At 70.3% G+C, this 18,059-nt stretch carries 16 protein-coding genes; 8 read left to right on the top strand and 8 right to left on the bottom strand.

Going from position 1 to position 18,059, the window contains the following annotated elements:
- Window positions 1-37: 37 nt before the first annotated feature.
- On the bottom strand, window positions 38-1,261 hold the full coding sequence (gene thrC, locus EPL04_RS11385; protein ID WP_134671471.1) for a threonine synthase: 1,224 nt from the start codon (window positions 1,259-1,261) through the stop codon (window positions 38-40).
- A gap of 83 nt (window positions 1,262-1,344) precedes the next feature.
- Between thrC and EPL04_RS11390 the strand changes: the two genes are divergently transcribed.
- Complete coding sequence (locus tag EPL04_RS11390) at window positions 1,345-2,682, top strand: cytochrome P450 (protein ID WP_134671472.1); 1,338 nt, start codon at window positions 1,345-1,347, stop codon at window positions 2,680-2,682.
- A gap of 19 nt (window positions 2,683-2,701) precedes the next feature.
- Here the strand turns inward: EPL04_RS11390 and EPL04_RS11395 are convergent, their stop codons facing one another.
- On the bottom strand, window positions 2,702-3,544 hold the full coding sequence (locus EPL04_RS11395) for an ABC transporter permease (RefSeq protein WP_134671473.1): 843 nt from the start codon (window positions 3,542-3,544) through the stop codon (window positions 2,702-2,704).
- Window positions 3,541-4,581 carry an ABC transporter ATP-binding protein gene (locus tag EPL04_RS11400; protein WP_134671474.1) on the bottom strand — a complete coding sequence of 347 codons (1,041 nt, stop codon included), beginning with the start codon at window positions 4,579-4,581 and terminating at the stop codon, window positions 3,541-3,543. Before EPL04_RS11400 ends, EPL04_RS11395 begins: the two co-directional genes overlap by 4 nt.
- A 156-nt stretch (window positions 4,582-4,737) precedes the next feature.
- On the opposite strand from EPL04_RS11400, the gene EPL04_RS11405 reads away from it, so the two are divergent.
- Together EPL04_RS11405 and EPL04_RS11410 are read left to right on the top strand one after the other, a co-directional pair.
- Entirely contained in the window at window positions 4,738-5,037 is a 300-nt protein-coding gene (locus EPL04_RS11405; protein WP_134671475.1) for a hypothetical protein, read from the top strand.
- A gap of 75 nt (window positions 5,038-5,112) precedes the next feature.
- Window positions 5,113-6,768, top strand: coding sequence for an alpha-amylase family protein (locus EPL04_RS11410; RefSeq protein ID WP_134671476.1), 1,656 nt, complete (start codon window positions 5,113-5,115; stop codon window positions 6,766-6,768).
- 3 nt (window positions 6,769-6,771) lie between these two features.
- Here EPL04_RS11410 and EPL04_RS11415 read toward each other — a convergent pair whose 3' ends face one another.
- The gene (locus tag EPL04_RS11415) at window positions 6,772-7,155 is read right to left on the bottom strand and encodes a DUF4112 domain-containing protein (protein WP_134671477.1); all 384 of its coding nucleotides are present in this window, start codon (window positions 7,153-7,155) and stop codon (window positions 6,772-6,774) included.
- A 94-nt stretch (window positions 7,156-7,249) separates the two neighbouring features.
- Entirely contained in the window at window positions 7,250-8,470 is a 1,221-nt protein-coding gene (locus EPL04_RS11420; protein ID WP_134671478.1) for an ABC transporter substrate-binding protein, read from the bottom strand.
- Between the two features lie 117 nt (window positions 8,471-8,587).
- Here EPL04_RS11420 and EPL04_RS11425 point away from each other — a divergent pair, with 117 nt between their 5' ends.
- The 3 genes from EPL04_RS11425 to EPL04_RS11435 all read left to right on the top strand — a co-directional run bounded on the left by EPL04_RS11425 (window position 8,588) and on the right by EPL04_RS11435 (window position 12,289).
- Entirely contained in the window at window positions 8,588-9,562 is a 975-nt protein-coding gene (locus tag EPL04_RS11425) for an aldo/keto reductase (protein ID WP_134671479.1), read from the top strand.
- Window positions 9,563-9,629: 67 nt separating this feature from the next.
- On the top strand, window positions 9,630-11,204 hold the full coding sequence (locus EPL04_RS11430; RefSeq protein WP_134671480.1) for a succinic semialdehyde dehydrogenase: 1,575 nt from the start codon (window positions 9,630-9,632) through the stop codon (window positions 11,202-11,204).
- On the top strand, window positions 11,204-12,289 hold the full coding sequence (locus EPL04_RS11435; RefSeq protein ID WP_134671481.1) for an SDR family oxidoreductase: 1,086 nt from the start codon (window positions 11,204-11,206) through the stop codon (window positions 12,287-12,289). The genes EPL04_RS11430 and EPL04_RS11435 overlap by 1 nt, the downstream gene beginning before the upstream one ends.
- Window positions 12,290-12,360: 71 nt before the next feature.
- Here the strand turns inward: EPL04_RS11435 and EPL04_RS18775 are convergent, their stop codons facing one another.
- Complete coding sequence (locus EPL04_RS18775; RefSeq protein WP_167599462.1) at window positions 12,361-12,516, bottom strand: hypothetical protein; 156 nt, start codon at window positions 12,514-12,516, stop codon at window positions 12,361-12,363.
- A 97-nt stretch (window positions 12,517-12,613) separates the two neighbouring features.
- Here EPL04_RS18775 and EPL04_RS11440 point away from each other — a divergent pair, with 97 nt between their 5' ends.
- Together EPL04_RS11440 and EPL04_RS11445 are read left to right on the top strand one after the other, a co-directional pair.
- Window positions 12,614-12,892, top strand: coding sequence for a DUF7553 family protein (locus tag EPL04_RS11440; protein WP_134671482.1), 279 nt, complete (start codon window positions 12,614-12,616; stop codon window positions 12,890-12,892).
- A 151-nt stretch (window positions 12,893-13,043) separates the two neighbouring features.
- Window positions 13,044-15,140, top strand: a complete 2,097-nt coding sequence (locus EPL04_RS11445; RefSeq protein WP_134671483.1) for a histidine kinase N-terminal 7TM domain-containing protein — start codon at window positions 13,044-13,046, stop codon at window positions 15,138-15,140.
- Window positions 15,141-15,185: 45 nt separating this feature from the next.
- Here EPL04_RS11445 and EPL04_RS11450 read toward each other — a convergent pair whose 3' ends face one another.
- Together EPL04_RS11450 and EPL04_RS11455 are read right to left on the bottom strand one after the other, a co-directional pair.
- Window positions 15,186-16,535 (bottom strand): tryptophanase, encoded by a 1,350-nt coding sequence (locus EPL04_RS11450; protein WP_134671484.1) that lies wholly within the window; start codon window positions 16,533-16,535, stop codon window positions 15,186-15,188.
- Between the two features lie 195 nt (window positions 16,536-16,730).
- Window positions 16,731-17,981, bottom strand: coding sequence for an arginine deiminase family protein (locus EPL04_RS11455; RefSeq protein ID WP_134671485.1), 1,251 nt, complete (start codon window positions 17,979-17,981; stop codon window positions 16,731-16,733).
- Window positions 17,982-18,059 lie beyond the last annotated feature (78 nt).

Here is an 18,059-nt window from a genome sequence, read left to right on the forward strand (position 1 = left end):
GCGTTCGGCCCCGGCCCTCGTCGGATGCGGCCGGCGGTCACGCGCCGTACCGCGCGATCACGTCGTCGAGGTCGGCGTCGATCCGCTCGATCTCGCCGGCCGCCCGCATCGCGCTCGCGGCGTCTTTCAGCCCGTTGCCGGTGAGGACCGCCACCACCGACTCGCCGGCCTCGACGATACCCTTCCGGCGGGCCTTCCGAAGCCCCGCGATCGGGGCCGCTCCCGCGGGCTCGGCGTACAGGCCCTCGGTCCGACCGAGCGTCGCTTCGGCCGCCAGTATCTCCTCGTCGGTCACGAGCACCGAGTCACCGCCGCTGTCTTCGAGCGCCCGGCACGCCTTGACCGTGTTCCGGGGGCGCCCGACCGCGATGCTGTCGGCCACCGTGTCGGCGACTTCGTCGGCGTCGTCGGTCTCGCGGAACGCGTCGTGGATGGCGCTTGCGCCCTCGGCCTGGACGCCGAGCATTTTCGGCGTCTCGGCCACCAGATCGAGCTCCGCGAACTCCCGGAACCCCTTCCAGCCGCCGGCGATCGTACAGCCGTCGCCCATCGAGAAGACGAGCCAGTCGGGACAGTCGCCCCGAGTCTGCTCGGCGAGTTCGTGGCCGACCGTCCGCTTGCCCTCGACCTGAAACGGATTGATCGCGGCGTTGCGGTTGTACCACCCGAACTCCTCGGTCGCGTCGAGCGAGAGGTCGTAGGCCTCGTCGTAGCTTCCCGCGACCCCGAGCACGTCGGCGCCGTAGACGAGCGGCTGGGCGAGCTTTCCCTCCGGGGCGTCCTCGGGGACGAAGATCCGACAGTCGAGCCCCGCCCGGGCGGCGTACCCGCCGAGCGACGCCGCCGCGTTCCCGGTCGACGCGCAGGTGACGACCTCGCGGCCGGCGGCCTTCGCCTTCGTGACCGCGACGCTGGTCGCGCGGTCTTTCAGCACGCCCGTGGGGTTGCGCCCGTCGTCTTTGATCCGCAGGTCGACGCTCAGTTCCGCGCCCAGCCGGGGTGCCTCGAGCAGGTCGGTGCCGCCCTCGCCGAGCGACACCGGGTCGACGTCGTCGGCGACCGGCAAGAACGCGCGATACTTCCACTGGTCGGGAATCGCGCCGTCGAGGTCGGCGTCGAACCGCTCGCGGACGACGTCGTAGTCGTAGGTCACTTCGAGGATCCCGCGGACTCCCTCGTGGTTCGGGCAGGTGTAGACGACCCGTTCGGGGTCGTAGGTCTCGCCGCACAGCGTACATTCGAGCGCCGTGACGTGGTCCATGTGGGACCACTCCGCCTCGCGGGATATAATAGCACGCCCCGATCGCCGCCGGATTCATGACGTTCGACTCCTAAGCACCGCTAATGAGCTCCTCACCGCCGGGGCCGAGCGGAGAACCGCTGTTCGGCAGTAGCCGCCGATACGCCCGCGATCCGTTTCGCTTCCTCTCGGCGTGCGAACGGGCCTACGGGAGCGTCGTGCAGTTCGACCTCGGGCCGCTGAACACCTACCTCCTGACCGACCCCGCCGACGTCGAGCGGGTGCTGGTCTCGGAGGCCGACCAGTTCCGCAAGCCCGACTTCCAGAGCGACGCGCTCGGCGACCTGCTCGGGAAGGGGCTGTTGCTCAGTGAGGGCCAGACGTGGCGGAAACAGCGCCAGCTCGCCAACCCCGCGTTCGACATGGGTCGGCTGATGGGGTTCGCCGACCGGATCGTCGACCACCACGACGACCTGCTCGCCGACTGGGCCGACGGCGCCGGCGTCGACGTCGAACAGGAGATGACGCAGGTGACCCTCGCGGTCATCGTCGACCTGATGCTCGGCACCGACCTCGACGACGAGCGGGTCCGGACCATCCGGGAGTCGCTGGTGCCGCTGGGCGCGCGGTTCGAGCCCGACCCCGTCCGGTTCGCCGCCCCGCGGTGGCTACCGATGCCCGGCGACGGCGAGTACGACGCCGCCGTCGGGACGATGGAGTCGGTCATCGACGACATCGTGACCGAGCGACGCGGGACCCACGGCGACGCTGCCGCCGACGAGGGCCCCGACGACCTGCTGTCGATCCTCCTGCGCGCGCAGGATCGGGGCGAGCAGTCGAGCCGCCAGATCCGCGACGAGGTGATGACGATGCTGTTGGCGGGCCACGACACCACCGCGCTGACCCTGACCTACGCGTGGTATCTCCTCTCCCAACACCCCGAGGCCGAGCGCCGGGTCCACGCCGAGGTCGACGAGGTGCTCGGCGACGACCGGCCCACGATAGACGACGTGGGCGACCTCGCGTTCGTCGAGCAGGTGGTCGACGAGTCGATGCGGCTGTACCCGCCGGTGTACACCATGTTCCGCGAGCCGAAGTCGGCCGTCGAACTGGGCGGGTATCGCGTCCCCGAGGACGCCGCGATCATGCTCTCTCAGTGGGCGATGCACCGCTCGGAGCGCTACTGGGACGAACCGGACGCGTTCGACCCCGACCGGTGGGACCGCGACGTCGACCGCCCGCGGTTCGCGTACTTCCCGTTCGGGGGCGGTCCCCGCCACTGCATCGGCAAGCACCTCGCCAAACTCGAGGCCAAGCTCATCCTCGCACGCACCGCCCAGCGGTACAGCCTCGAGTACACCGGCGAGGAGGGTCTCGACCTCCTGCCGTCGCTGACGATGCACCCGCGAAACGGGATGCCGATGCGCGTCCGCGAGCGGTGAGCGCCCGACCGTCGCCCGATCAGTAGTCGCCGAGGACCCCGAGCCGCCGGGCCCGCCGGGTCGCGTACTCGAACACCAGATAGCCAAGCGCCACGTAGCCGACCGCGACCCCGCCCAGCACCGCCAGATCGGCCGCGGGGAACTCCCACAGCCGGGTTCCGTCGATCATCGCGCGCTGGAGGAGCGCGCTACCCTGCGCGAGCGGGAGGTACTTCGTCCACCCGAGGTCGAACGCCGGCGCCGAGATGAGCACGATGAACCCGAACTGGAGCAGATTGAGCCAGTTGCCCACCCGCTTGTAGAGGACGGTGATCCCGCCGGCCGCGAAGCCGAGCCCCAGCACCGAGGCGATGCTGAGCACCGCGACCGGGACGACGGTGAGGACGTTCAGTTCGAGGGTGGTCCCGGTGAGCACGAGCATGACCGCCAGGATGACCGCGGAGGTGACGAAGGTCCGGATCACCTTCGCGACGCCCTTGAGGAAGGCGACGGGCGCGAACCCGAACGGCGTCATGACGTGGCGTTCGAGGGTCCCCCACTGGACTTCGCTCCCGATGTCGTTGGAGATGGCGCTGTAGGCGCCGACCGACAGCGTCCAGAGGAAGTATCCGACCACGATCCCCTCGATCGAGTCGGTCAGCGCCCGGCCCGCGAGCATCCGGCCGCCGTAGAACAACAGCCCGAAGAAAAACAGCGAGACCACGATGCCGCCGATCGCGTTCGCGGGGTAGCGCACGAAGATCAGATACTCCCGGTAGAGGACCGCCTTCGCGAGCTGGCGGTAGCCCGCGCGTCGCCGATCGGTCGCGTCGCCGGCCTCCCCCGGGTCGGTCGCGACCGGGTCCGATCGGCGGGCGGTCACGGCTCACCTCCGCCGGCCGCCCCGGCGTCGCCCGTCATCTCGACGAACGCCTCCTCCAGATCGGGCTCGACCGTCTCGACCGAATCCAGCGCCACGTCGCGCTCCCGGAGGTGGGCGGCCAGCGCGTAGAAACCGTCGCTGTCGGTCGCGACCTCGATCTCGGTCTTCTCGCCGACGCGCTCGCGGTCGGTCACCTCGAACCGCTCGCGGACGCCGGCCACCACCTCGTCGGTGAGATCCGGGCTCGCGAGCCGGTAGCCCCGCGTCTCGAAGCCGTCGAGGAGCGCCGGGACGGTGTCGTCGGCGACGATCCGGCCCTCGCTCATGATGATCACTCGGTCACAGACCGCCTCGATGACGTCCATGTCGTGACTGCTGACGACCGCGGTCAGGTCGCGCTCGTCGACGATCCGGCGGAGTTCGCGCCGGAGCGTCCGGGAGCTCTCGACGTCGAGGCCAAGCGTCGGCTCGTCGAGAAAGACCACGTCGGCGTCGCTCGCGAGCACGCTGGCGAGCGAGACCTTCTGTTTCATCCCTCGCGAGAGGCTCCGGACCGGCTCGTCGGCCTTCGTCGCGAGGTCGAGCTTCTCCAGCAGTCGGTCGTGGCGGTCGGCGACCGAGTCGGGATCGACCCCGCCGATCGTCGCGAAGTACCGGAGGTTCTCCCGGACGGTGAGCCGCCAGTAGTCGTTGCGTGCGCCCTCCAGCATCGCGTCGACGCGGGCGTAGGCCTCGCGCGGGGCCTCGGCCACGTCGTGGCCGTGAATCCGGACCGTGCCCGCGTCGGGGAGCACCATCCCGAGGATCGACTTGATGGTCGTCGTCTTGCCCGCGCCGTTCGGCCCGAGCAGTCCGACGACAGATCCCGGCTCGATCTCGAACGAGAGGCCGTCGACCGCGGTGACCGCGTCGGGGCCGGTCCCGAACCGCTTGACCAGCCCGTCGACCGCGATCGCGGCCGGCGGCGCGTCGTCGTCGGTCGCGCCGCCGGCCGCGTCGGCTCGACCCGACCCCTCCCGATGTCGCTGGGCAGTCATCACTCGCCGTAGGGGTTTGACGCGTAAAAACACAGCTACCGTCGCCGTCCGGACAGTCGGGCCGGCGCGCTGACGAAGTACTTCGGCGCGGTCGCCGGCGAGGACGCGTACAAGTACCGCGCCATCGAGTGTCGCCAGCGACCCACCCCGGCGTTCGTGACCGACGTCCAGCGCGCGCTGATCGCGACGTTCGACGAGGCTCGCTCGCCCGAGGCGGTCTGCGATCGGCTCGGGCGGGCGCTCGACCGACTCCGAGCCGGCGAGGTCGACCCTGTCGCGCTCGCGCGACCGGGTGGCGTTGGCCGACGAGGCGGCGTCCTACGACGCCGACGAACTCATCCGGGCGGCCGAGACGTGCTCTCGCCGGTCGGCTGGCGCGAGCGCCGGATCCGGCGCTATCTGGCCGACCGAACGAACGCGAGCCTCCGGCGGTACGCTGACACCGTGCCCGAGTAGCGCGCGACGACCCCGGCCCGCGAGCGCCGCCGCCCGAGGAGTTTTCCGCGTCGGCGTCGTCCCGGGCAACCGCGCATGGCGACCGACGAACGGTGGTACGACGACGCGGTGTTCTACGCCGTCGACGTCGAGGCGTTCGCAGACGGGAACGGTGACGGCGTCGGCGACTTCCCGGGACTGATCGACCGACTCGACCACCTCGACGCCCTCGGGGTCGACTGCGTGTGGCTCCTCCCGTTCTACCCGTCGCCGAACCGGGACAACGGCTACGACGTGGCCGACTACTACGGCGTCGACGACCGCCACGGCACGCTCGGGGACTTCGTGGCGTTCGTTCGCGCGGCCGACCGCCGGGGAATCCGGGTCCTCGTCGACCTCGTGGTCAACCACACCTCCGACCAGCACCCGTGGTTTCGGCGCGCCCGCGAGGACCCCGACTCGCCGTACCGAGACTACTACGTCTGGGTCGACGACCCGCCCGAGTGGCCCGACCCCGACCGCGGCCCGGTGTTCCCCGGCGAGGAGGACACCGTCTGGAGCTACGACGAGGCGGCCGAGGCGTTCTACTACCACCGGTTCTACCACTTCCAGCCCGACCTCAACGTCGCCAACCCCGACGTGCGCACGGAGATCCGCAACGTCATGGACTTCTGGCTCCGGCTCGGCGTCGACGGCTTCCGGGTCGACGCCGCCACGCTCATGATCGACAACAAGGGCGGGCTCGAATCGACGCGGCTCGACGACCCTCACGGCGTCATCCGGGACCTGCGGCGGTTCGTCGCGCGCCGGGGCGACGACGCCGTGCTCCTCGCGGAGGCCGACGACGAGCCCGATCGGCTCGCCGACTACTTCGGCGACGGCGACGAGTGCAACGTCCTGCTGAACTTCCTGCTCGACGCGTACCTCGTGGCCGCGCTGGCCGAGCGCCGGGCCGACCCCCTCCGGCGGGTCCTCGACCTCCTCCCGGCGATCCCCGAGGAGGGCCAGTGGGCGAACTTCCTGCGCAACTACGACGAACTCAACCTCGGGCGCCTGCCGACGGCCGATCGGGAGGCCGTCTTCGAGGCGTTCGCGCCCGACGAGGCGATGGGCATCTACGGCCGGGGGATTCGGCGGCGGCTCGCGCCGATGCTCGGCGACCGCGACCGGATCGAACTCGCGTACAGCCTGCTGTTCTCGCTACCCGGCGCGCCCCTGTTGGTGTACGGCGACGAGATCGGGATGGGAGAGGACCTCTCGTTGCCCGGTCGGGACGCCGTCCGGACGCCGATGCAGTGGGCCGACGAGCCCAACGGCGGCTTCTCGCCGGCCGACGCCGACGACCTCGTCCGGCCGGTGATCGCCGGCGGCGGGTACGGCTACGAGGCGGTCAACGTCGCCGACCAGCGCGACGATCCCGACTCGTTGCTCCGGTGGTTCGGCCGGCTGATCCGGACCCGCCACGCGTGTCCGGCGATCGGCACCGGCGCCTGCGAGGTGCTCGACGTCGACGATCCCGCGGTGTTCGCCCACCGGATCGCCGGCGACGACGGCGCGGTCGTCGCGGTCCACAACCTCGACGACTCGCCGACGGCGGTCTCGATCGCGCTCGACGGCGACCCGACCGTGGCGTTCGGTCGGGACGGAGCGTCGGTCCGGCCGGCCGACGACGCGACCGACGGGAGCGAACGAGCGCGCGCGTGGCGGTTCGACCTCGACGGCTACGGTTACTGCTGGGTGCGCCCCGACTGAGCGTCACTCGCTGGCGCCGAATTCCTCTTCGAGAATCGAGACGTTTCGCTTGTTGGCCTTGAACACCGCGTCGAAGATCGTGCCGATCGCCGGGATCGAGCCGACGGCCGCGTCGACGCCGATGTTGACGAGCATCTTCGCGAGCGTCTCCCGGGAGGCGCCCATCTGGGCGGCCTCGGCGACGATGTACAGCGAGATGGCCGCCGAGACGCTGTCACCGCCGACCGGCAGGATCCCCAGAATCGGGTCGAGTCCGATCTCGTACCCGATCCCCGGGATCTCGAACGCCTCGTCGAGCAGGTCGCTGATCGCTCGGACTCGCTCCATCCCCGGCGGTTCGGCCGCGACCGATACGTCGACCGGCTCTCCGTCGATGTCTGTACCCATACGACGACGTAGCACGTCGGCGGCCAAAAGGTCGCTGGCCCGCCGGCTCGGGGGTGTCGAGGGCGGTCGGCGGGGCGGTCGCTCGGGTGGGCGCTCAGACCTCGCCGTTTACCGCGGCGGCGACGCGGTCGCGGTCGAACAACTGCTCGTCGGCGGGGATTTCGGGGTAGGGCTCGCCGTCGGTGTACCCGGGCCACTCGCCGAACGCCTCGGGGTAGAGCTGTTTGGCGGTCATCTCCAACTGGAAGAGGTTCATGATCGGGCCCTGATACCGCATTCCGTGGGCGTACACGCGGTCGTTCCTGACCGCCGAGAGCTGGCTCCCCACAGGGTGGTCTCGCAAGGTCCGGCGGGCCTCGCTGGTCGCGTACCGCGGGGTCATCCCCCAGAGGTGGAGGATGACGTCCGGGTCGGCCTCGGCCATCGCCTCGTGGCCGACCGTGCCCCAGAGATTCGACCACTCCTCGTCGGCGAAGGCGTCGGTCGCGCCGAGCGGCCGGGTGTCCGCGAGCCAGTACCCCGGCTCGTTGAGGTGGTAGGTGTAAAACTGGTCCTCGCTCACCGTCACCCGCACGGCGGTCGGCCGGTCGTCCTCGGGCGGGAGCCGCTCTTCGATCGTCGCCAGCAGGTCGGCGTGGACCGATTCGAGCGCCCGATAGCGCTCTCCTTCTCGGAACACCGCGGCGACCTTCTCGAACAGGTCCCACAGGTCGTAGTACTCGTAGACGTCCCGATAGCCCGGCGGCTCGGCCCGGGTCCCGCTGTAGAAGTTCCCGAACCACGGCCCCACGTCCTCGGCGACGTCCTCGACGTCGCTCTCCGCCCAGTTCGAGTCGCTGACGGCGTAGGCGGGGTCGAGGAAGTGGACGTCGCTGTCGAGGTCGTAGAGCTCCTCTTTGTTCAGCCCGTCCGCCAGCGGGTCGACGAGCCCCTCCCACTCGAAGGAGACGCCGTCGAGGTGGTGGTAGTAGTGGTTCATCGTCGTCCCGGACATCTCCGGGACGTAGACCGTGTTGACGGCGTCGCCGTGGCCGAGCGCCACCGCCATGTCGGCGTACTGGGGGAACGCGACGAACGCGCTCTCGGGCGGCGCGTCGAACGTCACCTCGCCCATCGGCGCCATCGTCACCGAGTGCGATTCGTCCGCGGTCGTGGTCGTCCCGTCGGTCGTCGTCTCGGTCGCCTCCGACTCGGTCGCGGTCGACTCAGCGTCTGTCTCGCCCGTACAGCCGGCGAGCAGTCCCGTCCCGAGGAGCGTGGCGCCGCCTTTCAGGTACTCGCGCCGCGTCGCCGGATCCAATCTCGCTCCGTCCATGTTTTAGGCAAACCTAAACAATGGGTTATTCCTTTCGGTACGCCGCGAGCGGACGGGGCCCGCCGACGGCCTGCCGGCGAACCCACCTTTATACGCTCCGCGAGCGACCGTTCGCGCATGGAGTACACCACGCTCGGCGACACGGGGACGACGGTGAGCCGGCTCTGTCTGGGCTGTATGAGCTTCGGATCGAGCGACTGGCGGCCGTGGGTGCTCGACCCCGAGGAGGGCGAAGAGATCATCGACCGCGCGATCGAACTGGGGATCAACTTCTTCGACACCGCCAACATGTACTCGAACGGCGAGAGCGAGCGCGTGCTCGGCGACGCGCTGGAGGGTCGCCGCGAGGAGAACGTCGTCGCCACCAAGGTGTACTTCCAGATGGACGACGACGACCCCAACTCCGGCGGGCTCTCGCGGAAGGCGATCGAACAGGAACTCGACAACTCCCTCGACCGGCTCGGGATGGACGCCGTCGACCTGCTCCAGATCCACCGGCTCGACCACGAGACGCCCATCGAGGAGACGTTGAAGGCGTTAGACGACGCCGTCCGCCGCGGCAAGACCCGGTACGTCGGGGCGTCGTCGATGTGGGCCCACGAGTTCGCCGACGCGTTGCACGCCAGCGATCGGCTCGGGCTCGAACGGTTCGCCACCATGCAAAACCACTACAACCTCGCGTACCGCGAGGAAGAACGCGAGATGCTCCCGCTCTGTGAGAACGAGGGGATCGGGGTGATCCCGTGGAGCCCGCTCGCGCGGGGGTACCTCACCCGGCCCCACGAGGAGATCGACGCGACCACCCGGGGAGACACCGAGGAACACATGTACGAACACCCCTACCGGGAGGGCGGCGGCACGGAGATCAACGAGCGGGTCCAGGAGCTCGCGGCCGACAAGGGGGTCACGATGGCCCAGATCGCGCTGTCGTGGCTCCTCCACAAGGACTGGGTCGACGCGCCGATCGTCGGCACCACCAGCGTCGAGCACCTCGAAGACGCGGTCGAGGCGCTCGACATCGACCTCACGTCGGGCGATCTCGCGTACCTCGAAGAGCCCTACGAGCCCGTTCGGGTGTCGGGCCACGAGTAGCGACGTCGACCGATCGGGTCGACCGCGTTGGCGAATCCTGATACGTCGGGCGCCCCAACGCCTCGGCATGAAGCCACACGCGGACGCGTTTCCGGCGCGAGTCGGCCCGGATTCGCTCTCGGCGCTGTCGGGGACCGTCCCCGCCGGCGACGACCGGCCCGGAATCGAGGTCGAGGCCCCCTACTCGGGCGCGCCGATCGGCGAGATTCCGGCCTGCTCGCGCGCGGACGTCGACGCGGCGGTCGAGCGCGCTCGCGACGCCCAGCCGTCGTGGGCCGACCGCTCGGCGGCCGAGCGCGCCGAGGTCGTCTCGCGGTTCCACGACCTCGTGCTGGATCGCCGGGACGAACTGCTCGACGTGATCCAACTCGAAAGCGCCAAGGCCCGGATCGACGCCTTCGAGGAGGTCGCTGACGTGGCCTCGACCGCGCGCCACTACGCCGACCGGGCGCCCGAGTACCTCGCGTCCGAGCGCCGGAAGGGCGCCTTTCCGCTGATGACTCGCACCGTCGAGCACCGCCGTCCGGTCGGGGTGGTCGGCGTCGTCTCGCCGTGGAACTACCCCCTCACGCTCGCGGTGTCGGACGCGATCCCCGCACTGCTCGCGGGCAACGCGGTCGTCCTCAAGCCCGCGAGCGAGACGCCGTTCGCCGCGCTGTCGATCCGCGATCTGCTCCGGACGGCGGGCGTCCCCGAGGCCGCCTTCGAGGTGGTGACCGGCACCGGGAGCGAGGCCGGCGGGGCGCTCGTCGACGCGGTCGACTACGTCTGTTTCACCGGTAGCACCGAGACCGGCAGGGCGGTCGCGCGCCGGGCGGGCGAGAACCTCGTCGACTGCTCGCTCGAACTCGGCGGCAAGAACCCCCTCCTCGTGCTCGGCGACGCCGACCTCGACGCGGCCGCGACGGGGGCGGTCAGGGGGTGTTTCGCGAACGCCGGCCAGCTCTGTCTCTCCATGGAGCGCCTCTACGTCCACCGCGACGTGCGCGACCCGTTTCTCGATCGGTTCGTCCGGCGGACCCGCGCGCTCGACCTCGCGGCGGGCTACGACTGGACGCCGGACGTCGGCAGTCTCGTCGGGTCGGATCAGCTGGAAAAAGTCGAGGCCCACGTCGACGACGCCGTCGAGAAGGGCGCCGACGTGGTCACCGGCGGCCGGGCGCGCCCCGATATCGGGCCGTACTTCTACGAGCCGACGGTGCTGACCGGGGTGACCGAGGAGATGGCCCTCGCCCGCGAGGAGACGTTCGGGCCGGTGGTCGCGGTCACGGCGGTCGACTCGGCCGACGAGGCGATCGAGCGCGCCAACGACTCCGAGTACGGGCTCAACGCGAGCGTCTGGACCGAGGACGCCGAGCGCGGCCGGCGGCTGGCCCGCCGGATCGACTGCGGGACGGTCAACGTCAACGACGCCTACGCCGCGGCGTGGGCCTCGACCGACGCCCCGATGGGCGGGATGAAGGACTCGGGACTCGGTCGACGCCACGGTCGGCAGGGCCTGCTCCGGTACACCGAGTCCCAGACGGTCGCCGAACAGCGCGCCGGGTCGCTCCACCCGCCCGAGGGCGTCCCCAAGGGGTGGTACGCCAAGGGGATGACGCTGGCGCTCCGGGCGATGGCGCGCCTGCCGGGGGTCCGGTGATGGGGTCGGTTTTCCTCACGGGCTTCCCGGGGTTTCTGGGCTCGGCGCTGGTCGAGCGCCTCCTCGATCGGTTCCCCGCGGACGCCCGGATTCGGTGTCTGGTCCAGCCGAAGTACCGCGCCGCCGCCGAGTCCCGGGCGGTCGAGATCGCCGGCGACGACGCCGACCGGATCGACCTCCACGAGGGCGACGTTACCGACCCGGACCTCGGGCTCGGCGACGACTACGAGGATCTCCGGGCCGACGCGACCGAGGTGTACCACCTCGCGGCGGTGTACGACCTCGGGGTCGCCCGCGAGGTCGGGATGGCGGTCAACGTCGCGGGGACCCGCCACGTCCTCGACTTCGCCGAGGGCGTTCCGGATCTGGATGGGTTCCACTACGTCAGCACCTGCTACGTCAGCGGCCGCCACGACGGCGTGTTCACCCACGAGGACCTCGACGTGGGCCAGTCGTTCAACAACCGCTACGAGGAGACCAAGTACCTCGCGGAGGTCGAGGTCCAGCGCCGGATGAACGAGGGGCTCCCGGCCACGGTCTACCGCCCGGCGATCACCGTCGGCGACAGCCGGACCGGCGCGACCCAAAAGTACGACGGGCCATACAACGTCTTGAGACTGCTGGCGCGCCAGCCCCGCCTCGCGGTGGTGCCGCGGTTCGGCGACCTCGACGCCGCGGAGGTGAACGTCGTCCCGCGAGACTTCGTGATCGACGCGATCGACTACCTGAGCGCCCGCGAGGACTCGGCGGGCGAGGTGTACCAGCTCTGTGACCCGAATCCGCCGACGGCCGGCGGGATGCTCCGGGCGTTCGGCTCGGCGCTCGACAAACGCGTCCTCACGGTGCCGGCTTCCCGGCGGGTCGCCCGCCGGGCGCTCGACTCGCTCCCGGGGGTCGCCGACGCGCTGGGCGTCGAACCCGCGGTGCTCGACTACTTCGTCCACCCGACGAGCTACACCGCCGCGAACGCGGTCCGGGACCTCCGGGGATCGGGGGTCGCGTGCCCGCCGTTCGAGAGCTACGTCGAGGAACTGGTGGCGTACTTCCGCGAACACCCGTCGGTCTCGGCCGAGGCGATGGTCTGAGCCGCCGGCGGTCGCACCGTCGGCTCCGGGGATCGCCGACTCGCAGAATCGGGCGTCGGGCGGGCGGCCGGCTACGCTTCGACCTCGTCCCACTCGGACGCGTCGTCGTCTTTCAGCAGTTCTGGCTTCCCGAGCGGGAGCGATCCGAACAGGGCGTAGTGGACCGCGAACCCGACCGCGAGCAGTCCGACGAGACCGTACAGGCCGCGTTTGAGCGTGGAGGCCATACTCGAATCTACGCGCTACGGGCAAATGAGGACACCGATTCGGCCGACCCGCGCGTGCGACCGAAACCATTTGGGAGCCTCTCCCGTACTCGCACGCATGTCCGACGACGACACCGCGCTCCAGCGAGCGAGCGACGCGCTCACCGAGGCCCGCGAGACGACCGACGACCCGGCGGCGAGCGAGCGGTTGGCGACCTACGCCGAGCAGGTCGAGTCGATGGCCGCGGCCGCCCGGGGCCCGGACCACGGCCGACTGGCGCGCTTCGAGCACGGCCTGCACGACGTTCGCGAGGGCCTCGACGCCGAGGCGGCGTCGCTGGTCGACGAGGCACTCGCGCGCGTCAGGGCGTACCGCGAGACCGTCGAGGGCGTATAGCGGTCCGGGGTCGTCCGGCCCCGGGGCGGCGACTGCCCGAGGCCGAACTATCAGATTCGCTACAATCGAGAACCACGCGGCGGGGCGGCGCCGTCACGGAAACTACCCCCGGCTTCGAAGGTTTCATTATCCATTATGACAACCTGTCGGTGTGTCTTTCGTACCCGGCGTCCCGACCTGGGTCCTGCTCGCGGTCTCGGTGCTGAATCTGGGACTCGCGACCATCGCCGTTCGGCGTCGCGAGGTCCGGGGGGCGATCCCGTTCGCGGCGATCCTCATCTGCGTCTCGCTGTACGCGCTGGGCAACGCCGTCCGGGCGGGCAGCACGACTCTCGCGACCTACCGGATCGGCTCTCTCATCAACTACGTCGGCTTTCTCGGGCTCCCGCCGACGCAGTTGTGGTTCGTGCTCGGGTATTCGGGGCGCGACTCGCTTCTCGACCGGCGGTTCGCCGCCCTCCTGCTCGTCGAACCGCTCGTCGTCTTCGCGGTCGTCCTGACCGCGCCGGCCCACGACCTGATGTGGACCCTCGACGGGTTCACGCGAGCGGCGCCGCTCGCGATCGCCGACCGCACGAACGGCCCGGTGTTCTGGCTCAACCTCGCGTACACGTACGGGATGATACTCGCGAGCTACTTCCTCCTCGCGCTCGTCGGGATCAGACGCCACCGCCGGTATCGGGTCCAGGTCGGGCTGATGCTGATCGGCGGGCTCGTGCCGCTGGTGTCGAGCCTGCTCCTCGTGTTCGGGTTCGCGCCGCTCGATGCGCTCGACCTCTGGATGCTCGACGTCGCACCCCGGGGGTCGGCGGACCCGACGTCGTTCGCGTTTACGATCTCCGGCATCGTCTTCGTGATCGCGCTGTTCCGGTTCGACCTCCTCGATCTGATGCCCGTCGCGAGACACACGCTCGTCGACGAAATCACAGACCCGATCTTCGTCGTCGATCTCGACGGACGGCTCGTCGACGTGAACCCGGCCGCGACCGACCTGCTCGACGCCGAGGAGGCCGCGATCGGCCGGCCCGCTTCGGAGGTCGTCCCGTCGTACGGCTCGGTCGCGGACGACGGGAGCGGGTCGGGCTCGGACGTGGTCGTCGAGACCGACGACGGCGAACGCTACTTCGACTCCAGCCGAACCACGCTGACCGACCGGGCCGGGTCGGCGGTCGGATCGCTGCTCATCTACCGCGACGTGACCGACCGCCACATCGTCGAGGAGCGGTTCCAGCGACTCATCGAGCGGTCCTCGGACCTCGTGACCGTGCTGGACGAAGACGGCACCATCACGTACGTCAGTCCGTCGGTCGAGAAGGTGCTCGGCTACGAGCCCGAGGAGCTGATCGGCGTGAACCTCGTCGAGCACGTCCACCCCGACGACCGGGAGGACATCCTCGCCGAACTGTCCGAGCACGTCGACGACTACAGCTACGCGGGGAGCCACGCCGCGAGGATCCTCGACGCGGCCGGCGACTGGCGGATCATGGAGGCCCGCGCGGCGAACTTGCTCGACGACCCGTACGTCGAGGGGATCGTCCTCAACTCCCGAGACGTGACCGAGCGCCGGCGGCGCGAACGCCGACTGGAACACCAGAACGAGCGCCTCGATCGGTTCGCCGGCATCGTCGCCCACGACCTCCGGAACCCCCTGAACGTCGCGATCGGCCGGGCCGACCTCCTCGAGGCGAGCATCGACGACGAGCACGCGGAGTCGGTCGAAAACGTCAGCCACCAGCTCGAACGGATGGAGGCGATCATCGAGGACGCCCTCACGCTGGCCCGGTCGGGCGAGACGATCACCGAGACCACCGAAATCAGGCTCGAAACCGTCGCCCGCGACGCCTGGGAGAGCGTCGACACCGGCGAGGCGACGCTCGTCGTCGAGGCGTCGCTCCGGGTCGAAAGCGACAGCGACCGACTGCGCAACGTCTTCGAGAACCTGTATCGAAACAGCGTCGAGCACAACGAGTCGACGGACCTGACCGTCCGGGTCGACGCGCTGTCCGACGAGTACGGCTTCTACGTCGAAGACACCGGCGAGGGAATCCCCGAAGACGAGCGCGAGAAGGTGCTCGAACAGGGGTACACCACCAATCAGGAAGGGACGGGTTTCGGCCTCGCCATCGTCGAAGACATCGTCAGAGCCCACGGCTGGCGGCTCTCGGTCGCGGAAAGCGACGAGGGCGGCGCCCGGTTCGAGGTCGAGTGTTACGAGACGCCGGTCGAGAAGCAACCCGGCGCGGTGTGAGCGTCGACCGCCGTCGCGTGCGGCCGTCGTAGCAGTCGGTGACGGCTACGCGACCGGCCGGAGCGACGCGCTGAAGTGGCGGAGCTCGGCCATCTCGGGCTCGTCGACGATTTCGAGGCCGGAGATCTCGCCGGCGTCGCGGCGCTCGGCGACCGCCCCGAACGTCTCGGCGACGTGTTCGAGGTGGTCGGCGCCGTAGGTCCGCCGGGGCAGGGCCAGCCGGACGAGTTCGGGGCGGTCGGTGTCGGGGAACGCGAGGCTCCCGAGTTCGACCGCGCGTACGCCGCCCTCCCGGTAGAGTTCACAGACCAGCGCCTGCCCGGGGAACCGCTCGGCGGGAATCTCGGGCAGGAAGGCCCCGGCGTCGACGTACACCGCGTGGCCGCCGGTCGGTCGGACGACCGGCACGTCCCTGTCGGCCAGCATGTCGCCCAGCCGCCGGACCTGCCCGATGCGGTCGTCGAGGTACGACGACTCGACGGCCTCTCGGAGCCCGACCGCCATCGCGGCCACGTCCCGGCCAGCCATCCCGCCGTAGGTGGTAAAGCCCTCGTAGAGGATCGCCCGCTCGCGGGCGCGTTCGAAGAGGTCGTCATCGCCCGGTCGCAGGCCGACGAACCCGCCGACGTTGACCAGTCCGTCTTTCTTGCCGCTCATGACGACCGCGTCGGCGTACGAGAGTTGCTCGCGCGCGATCTCGGCGATCGAGGCGTCGGCGAACTCGGGTTCGCGCTCTCGGACGAAGTAGGCGTTCTCGGCGAACCGGCAGGCGTCGACGACGAGCGTCGCGTCGAGGTCGTCGGCCGCGTCGCGGGCCGCCCGGAGGTTCTCGACGCTCACCGGCTGGCCCGCCAGCGAGTTGTTGGTGATCGTCACGACGATCGCGGGGATCCGGTCGGCGCCGACGTCGTCGGCGAGATCCCGGACCTTCCCCACGTCGAGGTTCCCCGCGAACGTTCGGTCGCCCGAGAGCGCGCCCTCGACCGGACAGTCGACTGGCTCGGCGCCCGCGTTCGCGATGTGGGCCCGCGTGGTGTCGAAGTGGGTGTTGTTCGGGACGTAGTCGCCCTCCGAGACCAGCGCGCCGTAGAGGACGTTCTCGGCACCCCGGCCCTGATGGGCGGGGAGGATGCGATCGAAGCCCATCACGTCCGAGACCGCCGCTTCCAGTTCGTCGAAGCTCTCGGAGCCGGCGTACGCCTCGTCGCCCCGCATCATCGCGGCCCACTGGTCCTGGCTCATCGTTCCCGTCCCGCTGTCGGTCAGCAGGTCGACGAACACGTCGGCCGAGTCGAGTTCGAAGGCGTTGTACCCTGCTCGTTCGAGGTTGGCCGCCCGCTCCTCGCGGTCGGGGAGTCGGATCGGCGCGACGACTTTCGACTTGTAGGCTCGCATGGTCGGACCGTCGGCGCCCCGCGACATATCGCTGTCGCGACAGTTCGGGGGGATGGTGGCCGCTCGCGGGGGATTCGGGACGGAACTGCACAGCGACGGACGAGGCTGTCGGCGGGCCGCTCGGAACGCCGTTTGCGTTTACGTAAACGAAAATGGGCGGTCCAGCCACGCCGGCTTCGCCGGATCGGCGCGGCTCTACCCCCGCCGGATCGGGGTCGTCATGCAGTGGATGCCGCCGGCGCCGTTGGTGAGCGCGTCCCGGGGCAGGCCCTCGCCGTCGGACAACACCGTCACGCCCACCTCCTTCATCGCCTCGATCGTGGGGTTGTCCTCCGGGCGGTACGCGCCGTCCTCGTCGGGTTCGTACAGCGGGACGACGACGCCGTCGTCGACCGCGAGGAAGTTGGTCGGCCAGCGTTCGCCCCACGAGACGTCGATCACGTCGAACCCCTTCTCGTCGCGGACGTATTCGAGGGTGTTCGTCGAGTGGTCGAACTCGTAGCCGTCGCCGCGTCTCGCGTACACGTCGACCTCGGCCGCCCGCGCGAGGTCCTCGTCGAGGATCGCCAGCCCCTCGGCGGCGATGTTGAACCACCCGAGCAGGTGCATCACCCGCGAGCCGGCGTCGTGCTTTTCGCGGAGCCGGCGGTCGGCCTCTAGTGGCGCCCGCACCAGCCCGAACTCCTCGTAGCCCACGGCGCCGTCCGCCATGAGGCGCTCGCCCGCGCCGTAGCTCGTCCGAATCACCTTCTCCTCGCCGTCGACCTCCGCGGAGACGCCGAGCAACGCGAACTCGCCGGCGGGCATGAACTCCCCGCCCTCGACGGGCTCGCCCGTCATCTCGTAGTGGATGTCGGCGCCGACGCCGTCCCACGCCTCCCGGACGATGGGGATCTCGGGCCGGCGGACCGGCTCGTACATCTCACAGAGTATCGGGCCGCGGTCGCCGAGGATGGTGGTGTCGCGCTGGAAGTAGACGTTCGAGATCGGCCGGTCGATCCGCAGTGAGGTCGCGGGACTGCGGTCGCGGTCGGCGGCGCCGCCCGGCACGCCGTCGCCGGGCGCGCCGGTCTCGGCGTGGGGCTCCATCGTGACCCGCGCGAGCGCGAGCTGGAGCTTCTCGCGGGCGTCGAACGACGACAGGACGCCCTCGACGTCGCCCGGCTCCTCGCCGTCGTCGGTCCGGACCGACACCGACTCGCGGACGAGGTCCTCGAGCGCGTCGGCGGCCGCGAGGTCGTCCGCGAGCTGGTGGACCTCCACGCCGGCGTCCTCCAGCGTGGCGACGATGCGCTCGTGCTCGGCCCGGGCCTGATCCGGCGGGACGTGGTTCTCGAAGAGGTTCGGTCCCGGGTCGAGGCTCCCGCTCCACAGTTCGATGCCGGGAGTGTGGACCCGGACGGACTCTAGGGGCTCCCACTCGGCGCGCACGGCGTTGTCGGTCATCGAGTCGGGGGTCTCCCGCGGCCGACTAATAGCTGTCGGGCCGACAGGTCGCGGCCGTCGGATCGACGCGGCGCCGGC

The sequence above is a fragment of the Halorussus marinus genome, assembly GCF_004521895.1.
Classification (GTDB): Archaea; Halobacteriota; Halobacteria; order Halobacteriales; family Haladaptataceae; genus Halorussus; species Halorussus marinus.

Bases quoted from the DNA above. Each gene is read 5' to 3' on its own strand.
- thrC (WP_134671471.1), bottom strand. From the start codon at position 1,261: ATGGACCACGTCACGGCGCTCGAATGTACGCTGTGCGGCGAGACCTAC.
- EPL04_RS11390 (WP_134671472.1), top strand. From the start codon at position 1,345: ATGAGCTCCTCACCGCCGGGGCCGAGCGGAGAACCGCTGTTCGGCAGT.
- EPL04_RS11400 (WP_134671474.1), bottom strand. From the start codon at position 4,581: ATGACTGCCCAGCGACATCGGGAGGGGTCGGGTCGAGCCGACGCGGCC.
- EPL04_RS11410 (WP_134671476.1), top strand. From the start codon at position 5,113: ATGGCGACCGACGAACGGTGGTACGACGACGCGGTGTTCTACGCCGTC.
- EPL04_RS11415 (WP_134671477.1), bottom strand. From the start codon at position 7,155: ATGGGTACAGACATCGACGGAGAGCCGGTCGACGTATCGGTCGCGGCC.
- EPL04_RS11420 (WP_134671478.1), bottom strand. From the start codon at position 8,470: ATGGACGGAGCGAGATTGGATCCGGCGACGCGGCGCGAGTACCTGAAA.
- EPL04_RS11425 (WP_134671479.1), top strand. From the start codon at position 8,588: ATGGAGTACACCACGCTCGGCGACACGGGGACGACGGTGAGCCGGCTC.
- EPL04_RS11430 (WP_134671480.1), top strand. From the start codon at position 9,630: ATGAAGCCACACGCGGACGCGTTTCCGGCGCGAGTCGGCCCGGATTCG.
- EPL04_RS11435 (WP_134671481.1), top strand. From the start codon at position 11,204: ATGGGGTCGGTTTTCCTCACGGGCTTCCCGGGGTTTCTGGGCTCGGCG.
- EPL04_RS18775 (WP_167599462.1), bottom strand. From the start codon at position 12,516: ATGGCCTCCACGCTCAAACGCGGCCTGTACGGTCTCGTCGGACTGCTC.
- EPL04_RS11440 (WP_134671482.1), top strand. From the start codon at position 12,614: ATGTCCGACGACGACACCGCGCTCCAGCGAGCGAGCGACGCGCTCACC.
- EPL04_RS11450 (WP_134671484.1), bottom strand. From the start codon at position 16,535: ATGCGAGCCTACAAGTCGAAAGTCGTCGCGCCGATCCGACTCCCCGAC.
- EPL04_RS11455 (WP_134671485.1), bottom strand. From the start codon at position 17,981: ATGACCGACAACGCCGTGCGCGCCGAGTGGGAGCCCCTAGAGTCCGTC.